Consider the following 19,775-nt stretch of genomic DNA (forward strand, 5'->3'; position numbering starts at 1 on the left):
TCGGACAGGCACACTAGGACCATGACGACTCAAGACCTGACCACCTTACTGACCCGCATGGGCCAAAGCGATCAGCGTCTGATCCATCTCATCACCACACCCCCACGCCAGGGCACGACTGCGCCGTGGCCTCAATGGACCCACCCAGATCTGGTCTCGGCCTACGGGCGGATGGGGATTGAGCAGCCGTGGCGCCATCAGGTTCAGGCTGCCGAAGCGCTGTGGGATGGTGAGCACACCATCATCACGACGGGGACAGGTTCAGGAAAGTCGCTGGCAGCATGGTTACCTATTCTTAGTTCTGTACTCCGGCACGAGAATACAAGCGGCCGTATCAGCACCTACTCCAGCCGTCCTACGGCTCTCTATATCTGTCCTACGAAAGCGTTGGCTGCCGATCAAGTGCATTCACTCGAAGGACTCATCGCTTCCCTTGAACAAGTAGCTAAGCGCCCAGCAGGATCGATGGTTCGTGTCTCAACCTGTGATGGAGATACGTCACGTGATGCTCGCACGTGGGCACGGGCGCATGCCGACGTGATCGTGACGAACCCTGACTATCTCCACCATGCACTTCTTCCTAGCCACGAACGCTGGACCCGATTCCTCAGAAGCCTACGTTTTCTCATCATTGATGAGGCTCATGCCTATCGTGGCGTGATGGGGGCGCATGTGGGCTTAGTAATTCGCCGTCTTCTCCGACTGGCGCGCGCCCTGGGGAGTGAACCAACGGTGCTGTGTGCCTCAGCTACTGCTGGCGAAGCGGCGTTGACTGCTTCACGCTTAATTGCTGTTGACCCTTCACAGATCACATGTGTAGTGGATGATGCGTCTCCTTCTGGTCGCCGCACCTTGGCATTTTGGCAACCAGCTTTTCTTGAACAACCGGTACGGGTTTCTGAACCAGGTAAAACAGTAAGTAGCGAAACCAAGTCACATACCTTATCGGTAACAGCATCACCGCCGGTGCCCACCGAATCAGATAATACGCAAGGAGAAGTTCATCAGGCTCGCCGCTCCGCCTTATCTGAAGCATCCCACATACTGGCTGAATTACTGAGCGTTGATGCTCGTGCGTTGGTATTTGTGCGTTCGCGTCGCGCCGCTGAGATCGTGGCAGAGCAGACTCGCTCGCTGATGAGGATGTCTGGATACGCCAATGCCGAGTCAATTGCCGCATACCGTGGCGGGTACTTACCTGAGGAACGACGAGAACTTGAGCAACGTATGCGTTCAGGAGACATTCGCGCTTTAGCAACAACGAATGCTCTGGAACTGGGAATTGATATTAGTGGACTTGATGCTGTCCTCATCGCGGGCTGGCCTGGTACTCGCGTCTCTCTTGGCCAGCAGGCTGGGCGTGCGGGCCGTGCGGGAAGCGATGGGATTGCGGTGCTCATCGCAAGCGACGATCCGTTGGATTCGTATTTGGTTCATCATCCCGATGATGTGTTTGCCTCACCGGAGGCTACGGTCTTTGATCCAGCGAATCCGTATGTCATGGCTCCGCATATGTGTGCTGCTGCTAGCGAGCGCCCTCTAACTGAAGCAGATTTTTCACTCTTTGGCCTGAAGAATTCTAGCTTCCTCGATTCGATGGTCGCCAAGGGCGCTTTACGACGCCGTCCTACCGGTTGGTTCTACAACACCTCCATCCCTGTTCCCGCCCATGAACTCACAAATCTTCGCGGGAATGGCCCACCTGATGTGGCTGTGGTGGATAAAGATTCTGGCGCTGTCATTGGCACCGTTGACGGCACCCGAGCAGACGCTACTGTTCATCCTGGCGCTATCTACATTCACCAAGGGGCTACGTTCGTGGTTACTGGCCGTCATGCGCAGACAGCTTTTGTTGAGCATAAGCCAGCCCTGGGGGTACGCACACGTGCCAAGAGCACATCCTCGGTGAGGATTACTCAAGAGAAAGAACGTCTAGAGGTTCCTCTCTATGAGTTGGGGCCATCTCATGATGATCAGCCGTTGTCACTACATATTTGCCGTGGCAGCGTCGAGGTCACGAACCAGGTGGTGGGCTTTTCAACTTTGTCTGTGCCGAGCATGGACACCTTGGGTTTCACTGCTCTGCACATGCCTGAGCACACACTTCCTACCTCAGCGGTGTGGTGGACACTCGACCCGGAGGTCTTCGATGTACTCGGTATTGATAACAGTGAAATTCCGGGGGCATTGCATGCTGCGGAACATGCCTCCATTGGTTTACTACCTCTCGTAGCCACTTGTGACCGCTGGGATATTGGTGGCTTATCAACAAATATGCATCCTGAGACAATGCGCCCCACGGTGTTCGTCTATGACGGTCATGCTGGTGGCGCGGGTTTTGCTGAGCGTGGTTTCCGTTCCTTTACTCGTTGGATTGATGCCACCTTGGCAGCGCTTCGATCATGTGGGTGCAGCAATGGGTGTCCGTCCTGTGTGCAGTCCCCCAAGTGTGGAAACAACAATGATCCGCTCAATAAGGCGGCCGCAACTATGGTTCTTGAAACACTGTCAACGGCTCTGGCTGGGTATTCTGCGACTACCACTCACTAAAAATTAACAACCACACTATTGCTTCACCGCTGATTCTTCCTGACTCTTAGCCCCATAATCCCCCGTTACTGCCATTACGGTGGGCTATCTTGAGGTCCGGCGCGGGCTACCGCCCGCGCCGCGTCGTGAATCAACAGAGCGGAAACAGGAACCTCAACACTAACAATCACGTCGTTTCCATCGATCTGACATGAGGAAAGATTCGCGCCATTACGCTTGGCTACCTGCTGCGCACTCAGGCAGGGGTGAATATCTCCGTAAAGTCCGATGGCATTAGTAGCACCGGCGATAGCCGCAAGGTCAGCAGCATTACGCGCTCGTGTTGCCGCAATGGCCAGGCCACTGACGCTCATCACCGCAATAGCAATTATGAGGAGAACGGCAATCACCGATGTCACCATGACCGCGCCAGCACCTTTGTCATCCTGGAAGAACGTCGCGTAGAGCCGGCATTGCCGAGATATTCGACGTTTCCCGGGCTCGTAACCGCCTCGATCATTCCTGATGCGTCCGAATCTCCTATTTTCATCCACTATTGTGTGACTTCCAGCCTCACGGTCTTTCGGTGAAACTGCGTGATTTCCACCCCTCCTACCTTCCGGCATTGAACGATAAGTAATGCTCGTAGTTTGGATAACCAGCGGCACGACTGTCATGATCCACCTTCTTTCAAGGCGCAAGCTCTTGCGTGTGGCGCTGGAAGATGAAGAAAGCGTTGGGGAGGTCCTGCTGCACTGACGTTGACGCAGGAGAATTCTCCTTCGTCACTAATGCTCACCGTCGTCATTCGTCCGTCTGTCGTTGCGGAAACTGCTGCAGCCGGATCATCTCCACGAGCGGCTGCTCTGGCTCCAATTCCTGCTGCATGTGTAACAAGAATTTGGAAGAGTCCCGCGATGACTAGGGCGATGACGGTGGCGGTTATGACGATAAGCGCGGGCATGGTGATGGCGATTTCTGCGGTCACCATGCCCGCCTCATCATCATCGGTGCATGGCCTGCATCGAAACTCCATGGATTGTTAACTCACGGATAGTGCCGAGGTGAAGAGTGCCTCAAGCGTGGAGCGCAATGAGTCGGAGCGTGCGATGCTAAGTAGAAGCAAAGCGAAGGCTGCTGCGGCAAGTGTTCCGATGGCGTACTCGGCGGTGGCCATACCGGCTTCGTGGTGAGGGTCTGGTGTGCCGTCGGCTGCCATCTCGGGCGATGACTGGAGGATTATGCTTCGACGATGGTTATTCACGCGGTTGGGCACGAATGGGTAGTCAGCCAGATCGAGGCAGGTACGAATAATGGTCAATAGTCGTATGGACATGGTTTCTCCTATTCATTACAGGGGTTCGGTGACAATCAGTAGGAGGGTTAAAGCATCAGACTCCTTTGGGGTAGAAGGGTTCAACGAGGCTAAAAAGAACCGGAAAAATCGTCAGGCAGAAAAATGCCGGTAAATGGAAGAGTCCGAGAGGAATCACGAGTCGGATGGAAAGTTGTTGGACGAGGCGATGGTGCTCCGCTTGGCGACCATCTCGGATGCTTTGTGCCATGGAATGAAGAAGCGGTCCCGGATCTGCTCCGTTATTCCAGCCTGGTTCTAGTGCTCGATGGAGAGGCGGCCAGAATGCTGCATTTTTCCCATATCCAGCTTCCCACGATTCACTCCAGGTCCCTCCGAGAAGAAGGCAACGCCCAACAGTTTCTAACTGCGGAGTCTGTGTGGCCCGTCCTACTGCTCCAAGACAATCGGGAATGGACCCACCTGACCCTAATGCGGCTGCGGCAAGATCGATCACCGTCACCTGATCCACTAAAGGAACGCGCCGAAACGGGGAAGTGAACCATTGAGTGAGTACGTATCCGCCTATGCTCAGGAAGATTCCAGCACCTAAACAGACGTGCCCAAAAGAGTGGTGGATGAGGTATCCCCAGGCATTGACTCCGAGTCCTTGAGCTAAAAAGAGACCAAGGACGGGTAACACTGCCATGAGTCGCGCTGTTGCTTGTGGCGCAGCAAGGGCTTGTTCTCGCGCAGCCTGAACTTGAGCAAGTTCGCTTATTCCTGCTACTACGCCATCCAGCACATCAGCCAAGGGTGCCCCTGTTTCTCGTGAGAGCGCACATGCTGCTTGCGCGGCAGGAAAAGCAACTCGTGCTGTGTTGTAGTCGTCAAGACGTGACGATGTAGGTGGATTCCAGCGCAATGCGCCACGATGAATGACAGGAAGCCAGCAAGGTCGCGATGAAAGGCTTTTATCGAGAAGAACCTGTGGAATATCGCCCTCACCGGCGGCGGTGCTTGTCCAAGGAAGTCCCGCAGACTTGCATGCGTGTCTCCAGGCTTGAGCCGTGGGTTCTCCTGCTCGTAGCAAAGCGCTAACTTCAGTGAGAATGAATGCAATATTGAGGGATTCTTTACCTCTGGTTATGCGCCATGTTGTCAGTTCAGTCCTAGGAGCGCGAAGGGTACCTGTGGCAGTGTTTTCACCGCTCTCATGGCTACCCGCTATCCCCGTCAACGAATAGTCATTACTGTCTGACAGCCTTCCTGGTGAAGTAAGCGATTCTGACGGCTTCTCTGAATGATGGAAATCAGAAAAGGTGCGTTGACTAGGAAGAAGTAGTAGTGCCAGCCCAAGACCGGCGAACAGCGCCACCAAGGGAACGATTGCCATAGTCATGAAGTCGCCTGCCCGTATGGTGCATCGAAGCAAACTGCATCAAATCGCTGTTCATCGTTCACTTCTGCGAGCCCGCAGAGGTCATCCCATCCCTCTTGCGGAAGAACATCCGAAGAACCCTGCGACCAATGCACCGTACACGCAGGGATCACTGCCAACTCCTGATGGTGCCTAACCAGCAATCCTATGGAGGAGATCTCACGCTGTTGTTGTCCTTCATGGGTGCGCACCTTGTCCATGTGCACCACTACGTCAATAGCACTAGAAGCTTGGGCAGTAAGGGCATGGTCGCTTAAGCCAGATAATGCCCCTAGTGCTTGAAGCCGTGCGGGCACATCGTAAGCAGAATTAGCGTGGATAGTGGCCCATCCTCCGTCGTGACCGGTGTTCATGGCGGCTAGCACGTCACGTATTTCGGATCCGCGACATTCACCGAGGATGATGCGGTCTGGGCGCATTCGCATGGCTGCTCGAACTAGATCGCTCATAGAGATTGCACCCTGGAATTGAATATTGGCGTCGCGTTCGTGCAGGTGAACCACGTGGGGATGATTGGGCTTCAGTTCGGGGATTTCTTCAATACACATGATGCGTTCAGTGACAGGAACTTCTGCCAAAAGTGCGCCGAGCATAGTGGTTTTTCCTGATCCGGTTGCTCCGCTCAGTAATCCATTGGCTCGCCCCTGAACCAATCCGCGAATCATCGGTAAAAGAGCATCAGGGATAGTTCCGCACGTATTCAATGCGGCAAGGCTCCATGTCTGCGGTCGCGAGGTACGTAAACAAATAAGAGGTCCGTTACTACTGAGTGTCTCCAACACGGCGTGCATACGTGTTCCTTGAGGAAGGATTCCGTCAGCGATGGGACTCGCGTCGTCGAGACGTTTACCGCATAGTGCCGTTAGGCGGACAGCGAGTGCACGCGGGTCTGTCGACAAATCGACACTATGCCGGTGGAGCCCGCTTCCTCGATCAACCCAGATTTCTGTGCCGTTGATGAGAACGTCGGTAACACTGGGGTCATGGAGCAGTGGATTGAGAATGGTACCTGCACCGGCGATGTCTGATTGGAGTGTTTCGTGAAGAGTGTCTAGGGCGCTCATGCCGAAAACATCGGATTGGGCGGTAAGGACGGATGAGAGTTCATGTCCTTGTGCGAGGGCTTGGCGCATGCGACGGAGTTGGTGCTGATTAATCATGCGAGCACCTGGGATGCACATAGCGCCAAGGATGCTTGAGCGAGGAGGGGATAAGGATCAATACCACTATTGATATGACCCGCGTAATGGGGAATCTCTGGAATGACAATCCACTCGTGTCCGTGACGGCGTACGGAACGTGGCTTTTGTCGTTCTATCTGTCCGCGCCGATCCGCTTTCTTACTTCGAGCAAGGGGTAAACGACGTTCCCTCGTGGTCAAGATAAGAGAACCCATCTCCTCGCATAACGCCCCCTTCGCCTTGCGGTAATGCTCCACCCGGCGCTGTCCTGCTTCATCAACCCGAGGTTCATTACTTCCTACGAGCACCTGGTATTCAGCATCGATAAGACCCATGCCCCGAGGACAATCAATAATGACCAAGTCATGACTGCGCCGTAATGCCTCAATGAGTCCCACTGTCTGCATCGGCCTATCAACACCACTCCGAGAACCCGTAAGCACCGTGATGCCATGCCAAGAAGGAAGTGCTTGGCGCAGACGTTCGGGGTGATACGTGCTCTCCGCCGGGAAAAATGCCTGCCATCTCTGACCTGCCCCAAGGGCGAGAAGGAGTTCTGCGTCGCCATAAGTACTCATGTCGACCAAAGCCACCCTCTGGCCTCGATGTTGCATGTCGAGTGCCAGCATAAAAGCCAGGGTGCTGGCGCCAATTCCCCCTACTGCTCCTTCCACACAGATTCGTGGCGCAAGGATGGGATAGGCCTGAACAATAATCTCCTGGGCGAGTACAGAGCGAGCTGATTGATCATTCATCCATGACTCTGCATTCACTTCAGGCCAGATGAATGTACCCTGGAGAGCCCCTTGAGCAGTAAGTTTTTCAGCAAGTGCCCGATAAGGTGAGCAAGCAGAGCACACAACCATTCCTCGCCCACCGCCCATAGGCTCCCAGTCGCCTAGATCATTAATCGGGTACAACGAGGCATCCACAGAAGCCGCCATAGTGCGTAACCATGCAGTGGCCCGTGGACCAAAATCATCGAAGTAAATCGTCAGTGTCACGCATCTAGATTTGTCCATTGTTCAGGCCAACAAGCCGTCTCCTGTGCATGACCATTACGCACTCATGCACAGGTGGTCACTGTGGAAAAACTCATGGTGCACACGTGCCCAAGAAAGCAGAAAAACAAAGCGAAACTTCGGTATCAAGCAGTTGAAGACAAACGTGACCGGTACAGTGGTTCCAGCACGCGCTCAGCGCACCCACACTAGCGTCAGGAGAACCATGACCAGCACACCCCCACACGGTGCACAGTCATTTGACGCCTCTGTGCCGCCCACTCCTTTTGGTGGAATTCCAGTATCTTCCCCTTTGAAGAGCGCCGCATATATCGACCTAGATAAAACAATTCTGGCGATCTCTACCTCCTATGCCATGGGCGCCCCGATGCGTCGCTCAGGCATGATCACGGCTGGTGCTCTGGTACGTGCCATTGTGGCGCAGTTGCCCTATTTGGTGCGTGGTGCTGATGAATCACATTCGTCAAAATTGATGACTCATCTGGCTGCTATGTCCGCAGGTCTTCCGCAGGAACGCCTGACCGCCCTCATTAAGGAGACGCTGCATACCGCCATTGAGCCTGCCGTCTATTGCGAAGCTTTGGAGATTATCGAGGCTCATAAGTCAGCTGGCCAAGATGTGGTAATTGTGTCGGCATCGCTTCGGGAGATGGTAGAGCCGATCGCCGCTCTTGTGGGAGCAGATCGGTGCGTGGCTACGGAACTCGAAGTGGTTGATGGTCTTTATACCGGCCGGGTAGCTCACTCTCTCCTTCATGGAGCGAAGGTGGAGGCAATTTCTCAAGATTCACAGCGCTTCGGTATTGATCTTCCCCACAGCTTCGCCTATTCCGATTCAATTTCTGACCTGCCAATGCTTGAAGCGGTTGGTCATCCCGTCGCAGTTAATCCAGACAAGCAGTTACGTTCAACTGCAGAATCTCGCGGGTGGCCGGTTCGCGATTTTGAGCGGCCTGTTGCTCTTAAACGTCCGTGGTCTACTCCCGACGCCGTGGGTTTACGTGAACTTACTCCTCACCTTCCCCAGTCACTCCCTCAAGTGGATCGTCGCGTAGGTCATGCGTTGCGCGTAGGTAGTCTGACTGCCATTGCTGCTGCTAGTGCCTGGGTTGTTGCAGGTGGCGTGAAGTTCCACCGTTTCTAACTGCTGCTAAACCAACGGTTCGCCTGCCTGAATAGATGTGCACATGTCCATGGCGTACTGAGCACCTTGCGTCATGACTGAAGCCATGAAGCACACCCATTCGACTACTCCATCAATCTCTCCGGAAGCATAGGCAGCGAGTGCCGCCTGATAGTCAACAGGTTTTGTTAGCAGGTCAATATCTGTCAGGACGCACCCAGCAGGATCGAGTCCATCGCGCTGGATGAGGTAGCGGGTCAGTACTCGTGCTACGGCTCCATTCGCCGCAAGGAACGGTCGAACACACAACATTTCTGCATGGACGAGGCTTGCTCGTACCACTGCATCACATCCTGGAGCGGAGATAAGCGCCATAAGAGACTGACTTCGCAGCACACACTCTTCTCCCAGTGGAGCCGGGCAGGGTGCGCTTTCTTGTGGGGCGATCGAACCGGCACGGATGGTGGCGACGTGGCTAAGCAACTCATCGTCATTCAGAGGGGTGGGAGAGCCTGTGGCGTGGCGGAGGACGAGGGGTGCCATCACGTCACGATGGATACTGCCCACGAGCATGGGAGCGGGGGTTCGCGTGGTGGGCGAGGGCCGTACGGGCGCCACGGATTCTACCCCCAGCCCAACTCGTGTACGAGAATTTCTGGGGAGGGCCAGTGGGCTCATCATCGTGGTGATGCGGGCGTTTGCTCGCCATAACCCCATGGCCACGTCAAGGGATGAATTATCACCAGTTGGGACGTGATGGCCCGCGGCCACGATGCGTTGGCGAATATCGGCGGCCTGGATGGATACACCTTCGATACGTGCTTGTGTGGTGGCACTAAGGACAGACGCTTCTTCACGTGCTTCATGCCAGCGTCTGCGTAGCGCTTCATGCCAGCGCAAATCAGTGGTGGCCTGACGCAGGGCGGTAGTGACTTCACGGATTCGGGGGTGAGTGGCAAGTGCGTTGACCGCTTGGGCGATCTGCGCGTCAGAGGAGGTGGGGGAAGTCATGGGATTACTGTACGTGGCTGCCCTGGGGGACATACTTCGCTCGAAATAGCAAGAATGTCACCCTTCAAATCACAGATTTTTCCTGTCGGTCAATTTCGGTTCACTCCCCCTTTCTGCACTAGGCTTGAGGGGTGAGTTCACCGATGCCCTCCACTCCAGCCCCCCGTCCACGACGGTGGGATCACATCGGTGCAATCATCATCGGCATCTGTCTGGTTCCGATGATTTTTATTTTTAGTTCATGGTCAGTCCGCTCTGTCATGACAAATGACGACGTCACTGCAGTTCTCGTGATCGTTCTCATTACTGCTTTCATCCTTCAGGCAAATGCCTTTTTTGCTCATCGTTCCTCCATCGGTGGCACTGTTACTGGACTCACCATGGCTTTCACCTCAATGCTTGCCATGCTGGCCCCTACGACACTATGGCGTGTAGGCCATGAATCTGGGGTAGTAAGCGTTTTTGACTATGCCACTGGCTGGATTTGCGCCTGCCTTTTCTTTGGCGGATCGATTGCCATGCGTCGCGCTCGCCGCCATGGACGTAATCTCGTCATTGATTCACGTCGCCATACAGACCACGACCAAACGGTGGGGACCATTCCGATTCCTCCACCTTCACGGCGCCCTGATCACATCGTTAGTGGTTTGGTGAGCCTGGTCGGGCTGAGTGCGGGTCTGCCGTTGATGACGTCGAGTTATACCTCGTGGATTGGTCCAGATACGTCAGCTTTCAATGTGTTGACATTCTTCATTTCCGCATTCATCCTCATCATTACCGCGTCAGTGGGTGGGCGTTCTAGTTTGGGGCCTCGCCTTGTGGGAACTGTAGCGTTTATTCTTCCTATCCCGTCCATTTTGGGGTGTCACGCTTCATGGTGCTTGTTAGGACAGTGGTTCATCCATAGTCCTGCACCGATTACGACAATGCTCTCTGGAGCCATTTTGATGTCCACCGGTTGGGGTGCTCATTGGGCACGTTCACGTGGTCAGCGTGAGCAGCGTGCGTTAATGTCTGTCGCAAAGTAAGCAGTTTCTTCCCGATTCTCCGCACTGGCGTGCTGTTTACTTATCGGCACGCCTCCCTCATTTTGTCACCCCTCACGGTTACGGTGGTGCCTAACGTTGAGGAGGCAAAGTGAGCACAGAGCACACTGATCACAACCCGTCTGAGCCTGAAGGCCAGGAAGAAGAGCGTCATGATTTCGAATCTGAGCGCCCTCTTTTTGAGCCGCCATCGCCAACACCCTCGTTTGAGACTGGTGAGTTAGAACCGGTCGCTGACGAGCAAAGCACTGTGGCCATGGTGGGCACATTTCCTGCACGTCAGGGTGATCCCTCCGCATCCTCCCCCGAGCATGTTGATGAAACACTCACACTAAGCGACACGTCCCCCAAGGTTTCTTCTCCCGACCCCATCAATAGGGAAGCTTTTGCCTCTCTGGAGGTGGAAGTTGATGAACATGGCGCTGATGGAGACTTTTCGCAGGGTGATAATGAAGCGGAAAGCACGGCAGTACGGCGTCGTTCTCTCTTCGCTGCACACGCGCAGGCCACCCGCGAGGAGCAGGCCGAAGCAATTGAGCAGGTGCGCCAAGAGATGGCTGCTCAGTCTGCTGATGAGGACGTAAATGTCACCCTAGAAGCTAATGAATCTGTGGAGCGCGCCGAACTCACGCCGGAAGAAGAGGCGCTGCTTGATGAGTTGACCGTCGCTGATGGTTCGATTCCTGCTGTCGCAGATTCACCTGCCGCCGTTTCTTCCACCTCGCCTGTCGATATTGAGCCCCAGGCACCTTCCAGCCCTAAGACAGTTAACCTTCCTTCTCACGAGCACAGTGTTGAAAACGACGGTTTCACAGGCGCAGCACCCACGTGGCGCCCGCGTGAGATTGAAGTTGAGAACGGGGCTGAGGCTTTGTTAGAAGGCTCAACAGTGGTGGGCCGGCCTGCATCGCGTGCTGCTGCCCACTGGTGGGGTGTTCTCTTGGCGCTCGTTCTTTATCCTGCAACATGGTTCTTGGCACATGCCGCTGCTGATCGTCTTGTCACCACTTCCCATCCAACATGGTCAGCATCACCGGACTATGTGGGCATTATCGAACTGGTTGCAGCTATGTTTGCCATGATTTTGGCTCTATGGACAGCACGACGCTCTTCCGTGGGCTCCTTCATCATGGGTGTGATCACCCTGATCATCGGTATCCCTTGTGTGGCCGTTCCTAAGCAGGTGGGTATTGTCGTGGGAGGGCCAATTGATCGATTGCTACTCCATTCAGAGTTCGGAAGCACGCTAGCTAACCATTTCATTACTGACGGCTTGTCTGGCCGCTTTGTCATGCTGGGCGCTTTACTCATCATGATCGGCGTCATTTCTCATTCCTCACGTCGCGCAGGTCGCCGCGAACAAGAGATCATTGATCGCATGGTGAAGGCTGGAGCAAAGTAACTGGTCCCTGGTTGCCGAAATAAGGGCGGGCACGAACACAAGGCTGTTCTTAGATCAACATTCGTGTGAAGTGTTCAACAGGCACCCCATAAAAAAACGTGACACACTTGCATTAGGCGTGCCCGTTGTCACAGGGCATGGCAGGATGTATACATATTTGTTACATTCCCACCCCGCACGAACCATCACGTGCACACTCAGGAGGACATTCGTGGAAGAAACCATCGTCGCCAAGATTCCGCTTTTCGAGGGCATGAGCCCCGAAGAGCAGGATGAACTGCGCGCCATGATGACACGCACCACCCTTCGCCGCGGTGAAACACTCTTCACCGAAGGTGAACAGGGCGATCGCCTTTACGTGCTGTTGACCGGCAAAATTAAGTTGGGCCACACCTCCGCTGATGGTCGTGAGAACCTGCTCGCCGTGCTAGGCCCTGGCGAAGTTGTTGGTGAACTGACCCTGTTCGATCCGGGCCCGCGTTCCACCACTGCTACCGCAGTTGCTCCCACCGACCTGCTCGCTCTTGAGCACGGCCAGCTCATGAACTTCATTGAAAACCATCCCGCACTGGCCAAGGATATGCTCCGCAGCCTGGCACAGCGTCTGCGTCGCACCAACACCGCCCTTGCTGATCTGGTGTTCTCCGATGTTCCCGGCCGCGTCGCTAAGGCTCTGCTTGATCTGGCCGATCGCTTCGGCGCTAACACCGAAGATGGCCTACACGTTCCTCACGATCTAACCCAGGAAGAATTGGCCCAACTTGTTGGCGCTTCTCGCGAGACCGTCAACAAGTCTCTGGCTGAATTCGTTTCCCGCGGCTGGATTCGCCTGGAGGGTCGTGCAGTGACCCTGCTGGATGTTGAGCGTCTGCGCCGCCGCGCACGCTAATCATGAAGCGGATACGGCAACGGCATTAACCAACCGGTTACACGTCACCGTTAAGGGGGGCGCCCAAATTCTTGGGCGCCCCCCTTAACTTATCTGTCACCAATCAAAATTATTCAAAATCACTGAGCATAGATCGACGTCGAACAACGCAACGCTACCCCGTAATTGCCATACAGAAAGACAGTTGCTCCCATCCGTCGCGGATGAGAGCAACTGTTTACTATGAATAAATCAGCGTCAGTTGGTGGGGCGCTTCATGTAAGCAACAAGTGAGTCACTGCCGGTAGGGCCAGGAATAACCTGGACAAGTTCCCACCCATCGGAACCCCATTGATCGAGGATCGCCTTAGTGGCATGAGTCAGCAGTGGCACAGTGGCATATTCCCAAGTAGTCATGGGTTTAGCGTACTGGATGTTAACTTAGGAAGGACGCACGTGCGGCATAATCTTGGGTGCACGACGGGCATGAATTTCTGCCACAAGATCATCATCTTCTTGAGCAAGCCACTGACTCCAGTCAGTCACTTCGGGAAAGCGACGCAGTAAAGCCCTACGTTCACGCTCTGTTAGTCCACCCCATACTCCAAAACATGAGTTGGTATCCAGCGCTTCAGCAAGACACTCCATGCGGACGGGGCAATCAAAACACATGGTGCGCGCTTGACGTTGTTCAGCGCCTTTTCCGAACAATTCATCTGGCGCCACACCAGCACACGCCGCTTGCGTGGCCCAGGTCTGATCCAGGTAGTTCATGTTACGAGTCACCTTACGTGTTGACGGGTGGCGAACATCATCGTTGCCCACCTCACACTTAGACCGTAGGTCACCGAGGTGAATAAAAGCAAATCATTATGTTCATCAGCTCCATTGCAGAACATCCCCAGGATACCCTCAGGACTCACTCAGTAGAAACCCCAAAACACCTCCATTCCTACCCCCATACCGCTTTCCATAATCGCTATTTTTTCATCGATAAAACTCTTACTTGACGCGTCCATGAGAAAGGTCTCCTCGCTTGTGAATATTCAGTGTTCAACCGCCACAGCAGAGGAAAAAACACGTAATGTGGTCACCATGGCTACATCTGCCCAGTCTTCCGGACGTTCCCTTGAACCAGCACAAGTCGTTTCGCTTCTGCTGGTCTTCCTCCTGCTGTCGATTACAGGGGGTGTGCTAACTGCTGGTTTCGCCATGCCTCTGGTTGGTGCCACGTCAGCGGTGACGGACGCGTCTGCGGATTTATTCGAAGAACTCCCCAGCGACTTCAACATCCTGCCGCCTTCTCAGATTTCTCGTATTCAATCGTCAAACGGCACTGAGATTGCGCAGTTCTGGGCAGAGAACCGCATTGTAGTTCCCTTGGACAAGATTTCCCCCAACGTACAAAACGCTGTGGTGGCCGTTGAAGACCGCCGTTTCTATCAACATAAAGGTGTAGACCCCACGGGCATGGTCCGTGCATTGGTCAAGAACGCTGCGGGAGGTTCCACCCAAGGCGCATCCACATTAACTCAGCAGTACGTGAAAAACGTTCTTATTGAGGCTGGACTGCAGGCTAATGACCCCAATGCTGTTGAAGCCGCACGCGCCCAGTCTGTATCGCGTAAGTTGCGTGAGGCTAAGTACGCCTTGACCGTTGAGCAGAAGTACACCAAACAACAGATTCTTGAGGGCTACCTCAATATTGCTGCCTTTGGTCCGTCCACCTACGGCATTGAAGCTGCCAGTGAGCATTATTTCTCTCACCCAGCCGCTGATTTAAGTATTGGTGAAGCCGCACTCCTGGCTGGCCTCACCAACGCCCCCAGCGCCTATGACCCCATTGAGCATCCTGAGTTAGCTACCGAACGTCGTGACACTGTTCTTCAGAAAATGTATGAGGAGCAGTTCATCACCGCGGAAGAACGTGATGCCGCAATGGCTCAGCCGGTTTCCGACATGCTTCACGTAAAGAACCAGATCGGTGGCTGCGGTGGCGCTGGGAGCGCTGCGTACTTCTGCGAGTACGTGGTTCAGGAGATTTTAAACTCAGACCTCTATGGTAAGGATCTTGCTACTCGTCGTCAGTTACTTCTTCGCGGTGGTTTGACCATCCATACCACCCTCGATCTGGACAAACAGGCTGCTGCAAATGATGCTGTAGAGAACTGGATTCCCACCCGTGATCCTTCCAATATCAAGACTGCTTTAGTTTCTGTTGAACCTGGCACCGGCAAGATCGTAGCTATGGCTCAAAACACTCCTTTTGGTGAGCCCACTGATGAGGACCCCTACCCCACTACGCTGAACTTCAGTGCTGATGCCGCGCACGGTGGTTCAACATCAAACGGCTTCCAGGTAGGTTCATCTTTCAAGACCTTCGTGTTGGCCGAGTGGTACCGCCAAGGTAAGTCTGGTTACCAACGCATCAGCGGCGCTCCGCGAAATTTCTACTCCAGTGACTTCACGGCGTCCTGCGCACCTGATGTGGGCATTGGCACTTGGCCTGTGGCCAACGCGAATCCTAGCGAGAACGGCTACCACACCGTTGTTCAAGCAACCGCCCAGTCAGTGAACGTAACCTATGTGAACATGTTGACGGAGTTGGACACCTGTAAGGTGACTGGTTTGGCTGCAAGCCTTGGCATTACCAATGGTGAAGGCCAGCCAATTGCTCCGAACCCATCCGTGGTCCTCGGTACTGCTAATGCCACCCCCCTGGCGATGGCCAATGCTTACGCTACCTTCGCAGCTCATGGTGTGTACTGCACCCCGATCGCCATCGATTCGATTGTCAACGATGAGGGCAACAGCCTGCCTGTTCCTTCCGCTGACTGCACGCAGGTGATGGAGCCTAAGCACGCCGATCAAGTTTCCCTGACGCTGGCCAGTGTTCTTCAACGTGGTGGTACCGCAGCAGGTTCGGCGTTGTCTCGTCCTGCTGCCGGTAAGACCGGCACTACTGAAGAGCAAGACAATGCTTGGTTTGTTGGCTACGTTCCACAACTCTCAACCGCTGTGTGGATTGGTCACTCTGGTTCCTACACCTCCATGGATGATTCATGGATTGGTGGACGCTATTTCCCCACCATGTATGGTTCTGATGCCGCCGCACCTGAATGGCGACAGTACATGGAGGCTGCTCTCGCTGACACACCTGTCGAGAACTTCCCGCAGGTCAGCCTCGGCCTTCGTCCACAGGTTCGTGTTCCTGTTCGCACTCCTGATCCTGAACCGGCTGAGGAAGAGCAAAAGCAGGAAGAGAAAACTGACAAACCAGCTGAGGAGAAGCCTGCTTCTCCTGCCGATGAGAATAAGGAGGACGGTCAGTAATGCCGTCGTTCCCTCTCGCTCGTGCTACTGGGGTGCTTGGCCTTGGTGCTATCGCTGGATTGTCGTGGAGCGTGTTTGAGGCTCGTTGGCCGGTGCTTCGTCGCTATGAAGTGGAGTGTTTAGCACCAGGTTCGGCTGCAGTGACTCTCCTTCACTTAGCCGACCTTCATTTGACTGGCGCCACTGAGGCTCGCGTCGCTTGGGTCCGCCAGTTAGTTGATGAGCAGCCAGACATGGTGGTTCTCACCGGCGATAATCTTTCTCATGCCGACGGCGTGGAGGCTTTTTCTCGTGCCATCGAACCTTTCGTTGGCATCCCCGGAGCATTCGTGATGGGGGACCATGACTACCATGAGACTGTTTTTAAGTCTCCAACTCGTTACTTGCGTTCTGATCCACGTAGTGCCGATGACCCTCATCAAGAGTTGGGTCAGTTGCCGTGGCAGGAAATGATTGCTCTTCAACGCAGTGCCGGTTGGGTTGACCTCACTAATACTCGCGGATGCTTGAGCGTCAATGACCAGCAGCTACGGTTGGTTGGTGTAGATGATCCGCACGCGGATCGTGATGTATTCCCTCCGCCTAGTGATGAATGCACGGGAACTGTTGTAGGAACGCTGGGCTTAACCCATGCTCCTTATCGTCGGGTGTTAGCTGCAATGGAACGCGATGGGTGCGATCTGGTTCTTGCTGGTCACACTCACGGCGGTCAGTTATGCATCCCAGGGTTTGGGGCTTTGGTGACAAACTGCGATATTGATACATCGCGCGCCAGTGGACTTAGCGTGTGGCCAGGTTCAATGTCTGATCGACATGAGGCTTTGGCATTGATTGCTGATGAACCTCGTGTTCTGCGTCCGCGTAGTGGTGAAGGTCCGATGTGGTTGCATGTCAGTGCAGGACTGGGAACGAGCCCTTTCACTCCTGTTCGTTTTGCTTGTCGCCCGGAAGCATCGTTGATCACCTTGCTAGCGCGTGACTAAGTCCATGAGCATTCAATTTCCCATAGGAGTGTGGGATTGACTATGCTTATGGCGCTATACACGGGGTGTGGCGCAGCTTGGTAGCGCGCTTCGTTCGGGACGAAGAGGCCGTGGGTTCAAATCCCGCCACCCCGACCAATACAAGTGGTCCCGCAACATTGATGATGTTGCGGGACCACTTTTTCGTTAACCACCACTTCATCTGTGATCTAAATGCAGAAAATAATATGGAAAGCAGGGTAGTTGGGATGGGCCAGGACAGTCGGGAGTCTCATTTCACCCTGTCGCGCTTAGAATCAATAGACTCGTATCAGACCCCATGCCCCGCGATGAAGGAGATTCATGCGTTCACGCTTGACTGTTACTCTTGGCCGCTCTGCTCGCGCGGTAGCGCGTCTGCGTGGTGGTGGAAGCGCATTACCGGGACTGGTCGCTGAAAAACTCGACCCGGGTTTCATGGGACGTACCCTCGCCCCACTCCCTCACGGCGTCATCGTCGTCAGTGGGACAAACGGTAAGACCACCACCACGAAAATGGTGGTTGACCTCCTGCGCTCTCAAGGCCTCAAGGTGTTCACCAACCCTACAGGCTCCAACTTCACCCGCGGAGTAGTTGCCTCACTGCTCACCGCGGTTGACTCTGCCGGGCACCTTGATGCTGACGTCGCCGTACTCGAACTCGACGAGGCCCACGCGGTTCATTTCGTCAAACGAGTTAAGCCTCGCGCCTGCCTTCTACTTAATGTGATGCGTGACCAACTCGATCGCTTCGGAGAAATCGACTACACCGCGTCCCTTCTCCATAAAGTCGCTGAAGCCACCACCGAACTTGTTGTCACCAACGCCAATGACCCGCGACTTGCAAGCCCTTCATTCCTTGAGGGTCTCACCGCACACGTCGAGTCCTTCGGCGTCGGCCCAGGCCTCTCTTCCCTTTTCCTTTCTGACGACGATCTACGCACTGGCGCAGCAAACACCACCTTCCAGCCTGCGAGAGAATGCGCAAACAGTGAGACGATGGGCCAGCCCAGCACTGTGGCGTCAACATGCCCCACACCCGTAGCACGACTAGACTCGCTAACCGGCAACAATGCGACCATCACCCTGGATGGCACTACCCACTCGGTTACATTCACCATCCCTGGCGTGCACAACGTCCTCAACGCTACCGCTGCCATGGCTCTGGTCCACAGCCTCATGGGCAGCAGCCTCAACACCTCCGCCATGATAGAAGCCGCCAGTCACGTCTCAGCAGCATTTGGTCGCGGTGAAACCATCACCTACCACGGCTGCTCTATCGAGATGGCTCTGGTGAAAAACCCAGCCGGCTTCCGTATGTCCCTTCTTTCCTCCACCACCGATCCGCGCACCTGCATGATCGCTATCAATGATGAATATGCAGATGGTCGTGATATGAGTTGGCTGTGGGACGTGGAATTCGCGCCCCTTCGCGAGCAGGGTGTGGCCGTTGTGACTGGTAAGCGTGCCTGGGATATGGCTCTTCGATTGAAATACGACGACGTGCCCGTAGGTCACATCGATCCCTCACTTTCCAGCGCGCTACGTAAGTTCCTTGATGACAACGCTCATCAGGGTGCCACGCTTCGCATTTTCACTACGTACACCGCAATGCTCGCCTTACGTGCGGCATTAGCTCAGTTAACTGACGTTGATGAGGTGCTCTGATGACTGACACCACCCCCTCCACTGCTTCTCAGCCCATTCGCCTTCTCCAGCTTTACCCCCGTGACATGAACATTTACGGGGACTGGGGCAACACTCTTGTCCTGAAAAAGCGCCTAGAGTGGCACGGTTACGACGTAAACCTACTCACCTACGATCCCGGTGATGAACTGCCTGATGAGGTAGATCTTATTACCGGTGGTGGTGGTCAAGACTCTGGTCAAGAGCGCATCAAAGAAGATCTCTTACGTATCGCCCCCACACTGCACCGTTGGGCTGACGAAGGCGTACCGATGCTCATGATTTGTGGCCTGTACCAACTCTTCGGCCATAAGTTCATCACCACTACTGGCTCAGAAATTCCCGGCATTGGAATCCTGGATGCCACCACACGCGCCGGCAATGGCCGGCTCATCGGTAACATCACCTTACAGTGTCCCGGCTTTGGCATGGTCGTGGGCTACGAAAACCACTCCGGCCTTACCACCCTGGGGCCTACCTCCAAGCCTTTTGGCACGGTGAGTATGGGTGATGGCAACAATGGCTCTGACAAGACTGAGGGGGCCCGGACAAACAACGTCATTGGCACCTACCTGCACGGCTCGATCCTGCCGAAGAACCCCGCCGTAGCGGATTGGCTCATTGAGAAGGCAGTTGAGCACCGTATGGGCCCCGGCTCTTTTACCCCAAAGAATCTCGATGACTCGTGGGCTGATCATGCGCGTCAAGTTGCCGCTAACCGCCCCCGATAATCCGTGATTCTTCAGGTCTTTTTCAGCATTTTCGGGACAATCGTCCCCTGCGCGTTTTCTCAGGCTTGGTTATGCTTACCTTACTTAAATAGATGAGATTAGCGTGC

The 19,775-nt window shown here is 54.7% G+C and carries 18 protein-coding genes and 1 tRNA gene; 10 read left to right on the forward strand and 9 right to left on the reverse strand.

The annotated features are described in order from the left end of the window. Window positions 1-21: 21 nt before the first annotated feature. A complete protein-coding gene (locus A9753_RS02290; RefSeq protein WP_067779560.1) occupies window positions 22-2,550 on the forward strand; it encodes a DEAD/DEAH box helicase in 2,529 nt (842 codons plus the stop codon). 74 nt (window positions 2,551-2,624) lie between these two features. Here the strand turns inward: A9753_RS02290 and A9753_RS10095 are convergent, their stop codons facing one another. From A9753_RS10095 to A9753_RS02320, 6 genes are read right to left on the reverse strand one after another with little or no spacing between them, the layout of a single operon-like run. Beyond that, window positions 2,625-3,206, reverse strand: coding sequence for an Rv3654c family TadE-like protein (locus A9753_RS10095; protein ID WP_083090201.1), 582 nt, complete (start codon window positions 3,204-3,206; stop codon window positions 2,625-2,627). Then, window positions 3,203-3,565: a TadE family type IV pilus minor pilin gene (locus A9753_RS02300; protein ID WP_067779567.1), complete on the reverse strand. Its 363-nt coding sequence runs from the start codon at window positions 3,563-3,565 to the stop codon at window positions 3,203-3,205. The genes A9753_RS10095 and A9753_RS02300 overlap by 4 nt, the downstream gene beginning before the upstream one ends. 6 nt (window positions 3,566-3,571) lie before the next feature. After that, window positions 3,572-3,865: a DUF4244 domain-containing protein gene (locus tag A9753_RS09990; protein WP_245637332.1), complete on the reverse strand. Its 294-nt coding sequence runs from the start codon at window positions 3,863-3,865 to the stop codon at window positions 3,572-3,574. A gap of 55 nt (window positions 3,866-3,920) precedes the next feature. Continuing rightward, window positions 3,921-5,225 carry a hypothetical protein gene (locus A9753_RS02310; protein WP_067779569.1) on the reverse strand — a complete coding sequence of 435 codons (1,305 nt, stop codon included), beginning with the start codon at window positions 5,223-5,225 and terminating at the stop codon, window positions 3,921-3,923. Beyond that, window positions 5,222-6,424, reverse strand: a complete 1,203-nt coding sequence (locus A9753_RS02315; protein WP_067779572.1) for a TadA family conjugal transfer-associated ATPase — start codon at window positions 6,422-6,424, stop codon at window positions 5,222-5,224. Before A9753_RS02315 ends, A9753_RS02310 begins: the two co-directional genes overlap by 4 nt. Then, the gene (locus A9753_RS02320) at window positions 6,421-7,467 is read right to left on the reverse strand and encodes a cellulose synthase operon protein YhjQ/BcsQ (protein WP_141673266.1); all 1,047 of its coding nucleotides are present in this window, start codon (window positions 7,465-7,467) and stop codon (window positions 6,421-6,423) included. The genes A9753_RS02315 and A9753_RS02320 overlap by 4 nt, the downstream gene beginning before the upstream one ends. Before the next feature lie 205 nt (window positions 7,468-7,672). Between A9753_RS02320 and A9753_RS02325 the strand changes: the two genes are divergently transcribed. Beyond that, entirely contained in the window at window positions 7,673-8,611 is a 939-nt protein-coding gene (locus tag A9753_RS02325) for an HAD family hydrolase (RefSeq protein ID WP_067779583.1), read from the forward strand. Between the two features lie 6 nt (window positions 8,612-8,617). Here the strand turns inward: A9753_RS02325 and A9753_RS02330 are convergent, their stop codons facing one another. Continuing rightward, complete coding sequence (locus tag A9753_RS02330) at window positions 8,618-9,601, reverse strand: Fic family protein (RefSeq protein WP_067779588.1); 984 nt, start codon at window positions 9,599-9,601, stop codon at window positions 8,618-8,620. 143 nt (window positions 9,602-9,744) lie between these two features. Between A9753_RS02330 and A9753_RS02335 the strand changes: the two genes are divergently transcribed. From A9753_RS02335 to A9753_RS02345, 3 genes are all read left to right on the forward strand, one after another. Next, window positions 9,745-10,629 carry a hypothetical protein gene (locus A9753_RS02335; RefSeq protein WP_067779591.1) on the forward strand — a complete coding sequence of 295 codons (885 nt, stop codon included), beginning with the start codon at window positions 9,745-9,747 and terminating at the stop codon, window positions 10,627-10,629. Window positions 10,630-10,738: 109 nt separating this feature from the next. Next, a complete protein-coding gene (locus A9753_RS09410) occupies window positions 10,739-12,049 on the forward strand; it encodes a hypothetical protein (RefSeq protein WP_083090204.1) in 1,311 nt (436 codons plus the stop codon). 211 nt (window positions 12,050-12,260) lie between these two features. Then, window positions 12,261-12,938 (forward strand): Crp/Fnr family transcriptional regulator, encoded by a 678-nt coding sequence (locus tag A9753_RS02345; protein WP_067779595.1) that lies wholly within the window; start codon window positions 12,261-12,263, stop codon window positions 12,936-12,938. Window positions 12,939-13,175: 237 nt separating this feature from the next. Here the strand turns inward: A9753_RS02345 and sp36 are convergent, their stop codons facing one another. After that, entirely contained in the window at window positions 13,176-13,334 is a 159-nt protein-coding gene (sp36, locus tag A9753_RS09415) for a Sp36 family protein (protein WP_083090205.1), read from the reverse strand. 24 nt (window positions 13,335-13,358) lie between these two features. After that, complete coding sequence (locus A9753_RS02350; RefSeq protein ID WP_067779598.1) at window positions 13,359-13,691, reverse strand: WhiB family transcriptional regulator; 333 nt, start codon at window positions 13,689-13,691, stop codon at window positions 13,359-13,361. A 264-nt stretch (window positions 13,692-13,955) separates the two neighbouring features. Here A9753_RS02350 and A9753_RS02355 point away from each other — a divergent pair, with 264 nt between their 5' ends. The 5 genes from A9753_RS02355 (at window position 13,956) to A9753_RS02375 (ending at window position 19,668) form a co-directional block, all read left to right on the forward strand. Continuing rightward, a complete protein-coding gene (locus tag A9753_RS02355; RefSeq protein WP_425394239.1) occupies window positions 13,956-16,250 on the forward strand; it encodes a transglycosylase domain-containing protein in 2,295 nt (764 codons plus the stop codon). Next, entirely contained in the window at window positions 16,250-17,233 is a 984-nt protein-coding gene (locus tag A9753_RS02360) for a metallophosphoesterase (RefSeq protein WP_067779601.1), read from the forward strand. Before A9753_RS02355 ends, A9753_RS02360 begins: the two co-directional genes overlap by 1 nt. A gap of 61 nt (window positions 17,234-17,294) precedes the next feature. Then, a tRNA-Pro gene (locus A9753_RS02365) sits at window positions 17,295-17,371 on the forward strand. 204 nt (window positions 17,372-17,575) lie between these two features. After that, window positions 17,576-18,919: a Mur ligase family protein gene (locus tag A9753_RS02370; RefSeq protein ID WP_067779604.1), complete on the forward strand. Its 1,344-nt coding sequence runs from the start codon at window positions 17,576-17,578 to the stop codon at window positions 18,917-18,919. Continuing rightward, window positions 18,919-19,668, forward strand: coding sequence for a type 1 glutamine amidotransferase (locus A9753_RS02375; protein WP_067779608.1), 750 nt, complete (start codon window positions 18,919-18,921; stop codon window positions 19,666-19,668). The genes A9753_RS02370 and A9753_RS02375 overlap by 1 nt, the downstream gene beginning before the upstream one ends. Window positions 19,669-19,775: the final 107 nt, after the last annotated feature.

This window comes from Actinomyces vulturis (genome assembly GCF_001687305.1).
GTDB classification, from domain to species: Bacteria; Actinomycetota; Actinomycetes; order Actinomycetales; family Actinomycetaceae; genus Actinomyces; species Actinomyces vulturis.

Coding starts and splice junctions, on each gene's coding strand:
- A9753_RS02290 (WP_067779560.1), top strand. CDS start 22: ATGACGACTCAAGACCTGACCACCTTACTGACCCGCATGGGCCAAAGC.
- A9753_RS10095 (WP_083090201.1), bottom strand. CDS start 3,206: ATGACAGTCGTGCCGCTGGTTATCCAAACTACGAGCATTACTTATCGT.
- A9753_RS02300 (WP_067779567.1), bottom strand. CDS start 3,565: ATGGAGTTTCGATGCAGGCCATGCACCGATGATGATGAGGCGGGCATG.
- A9753_RS09990 (WP_245637332.1), bottom strand. CDS start 3,865: ATGTCCATACGACTATTGACCATTATTCGTACCTGCCTCGATCTGGCT.
- A9753_RS02310 (WP_067779569.1), bottom strand. CDS start 5,225: ATGACTATGGCAATCGTTCCCTTGGTGGCGCTGTTCGCCGGTCTTGGG.
- A9753_RS02315 (WP_067779572.1), bottom strand. CDS start 6,424: ATGATTAATCAGCACCAACTCCGTCGCATGCGCCAAGCCCTCGCACAA.
- A9753_RS02320 (WP_141673266.1), bottom strand. CDS start 7,467: ATGGACAAATCTAGATGCGTGACACTGACGATTTACTTCGATGATTTT.
- A9753_RS02325 (WP_067779583.1), top strand. CDS start 7,673: ATGACCAGCACACCCCCACACGGTGCACAGTCATTTGACGCCTCTGTG.
- A9753_RS02330 (WP_067779588.1), bottom strand. CDS start 9,601: ATGACTTCCCCCACCTCCTCTGACGCGCAGATCGCCCAAGCGGTCAAC.
- A9753_RS02335 (WP_067779591.1), top strand. CDS start 9,745: ATGCCCTCCACTCCAGCCCCCCGTCCACGACGGTGGGATCACATCGGT.
- sp36 (WP_083090205.1), bottom strand. CDS start 13,334: ATGACTACTTGGGAATATGCCACTGTGCCACTGCTGACTCATGCCACT.
- A9753_RS02350 (WP_067779598.1), bottom strand. CDS start 13,691: ATGAACTACCTGGATCAGACCTGGGCCACGCAAGCGGCGTGTGCTGGT.
- A9753_RS02360 (WP_067779601.1), top strand. CDS start 16,250: ATGCCGTCGTTCCCTCTCGCTCGTGCTACTGGGGTGCTTGGCCTTGGT.
- A9753_RS02370 (WP_067779604.1), top strand. CDS start 17,576: ATGCGTTCACGCTTGACTGTTACTCTTGGCCGCTCTGCTCGCGCGGTA.
- A9753_RS02375 (WP_067779608.1), top strand. CDS start 18,919: ATGACTGACACCACCCCCTCCACTGCTTCTCAGCCCATTCGCCTTCTC.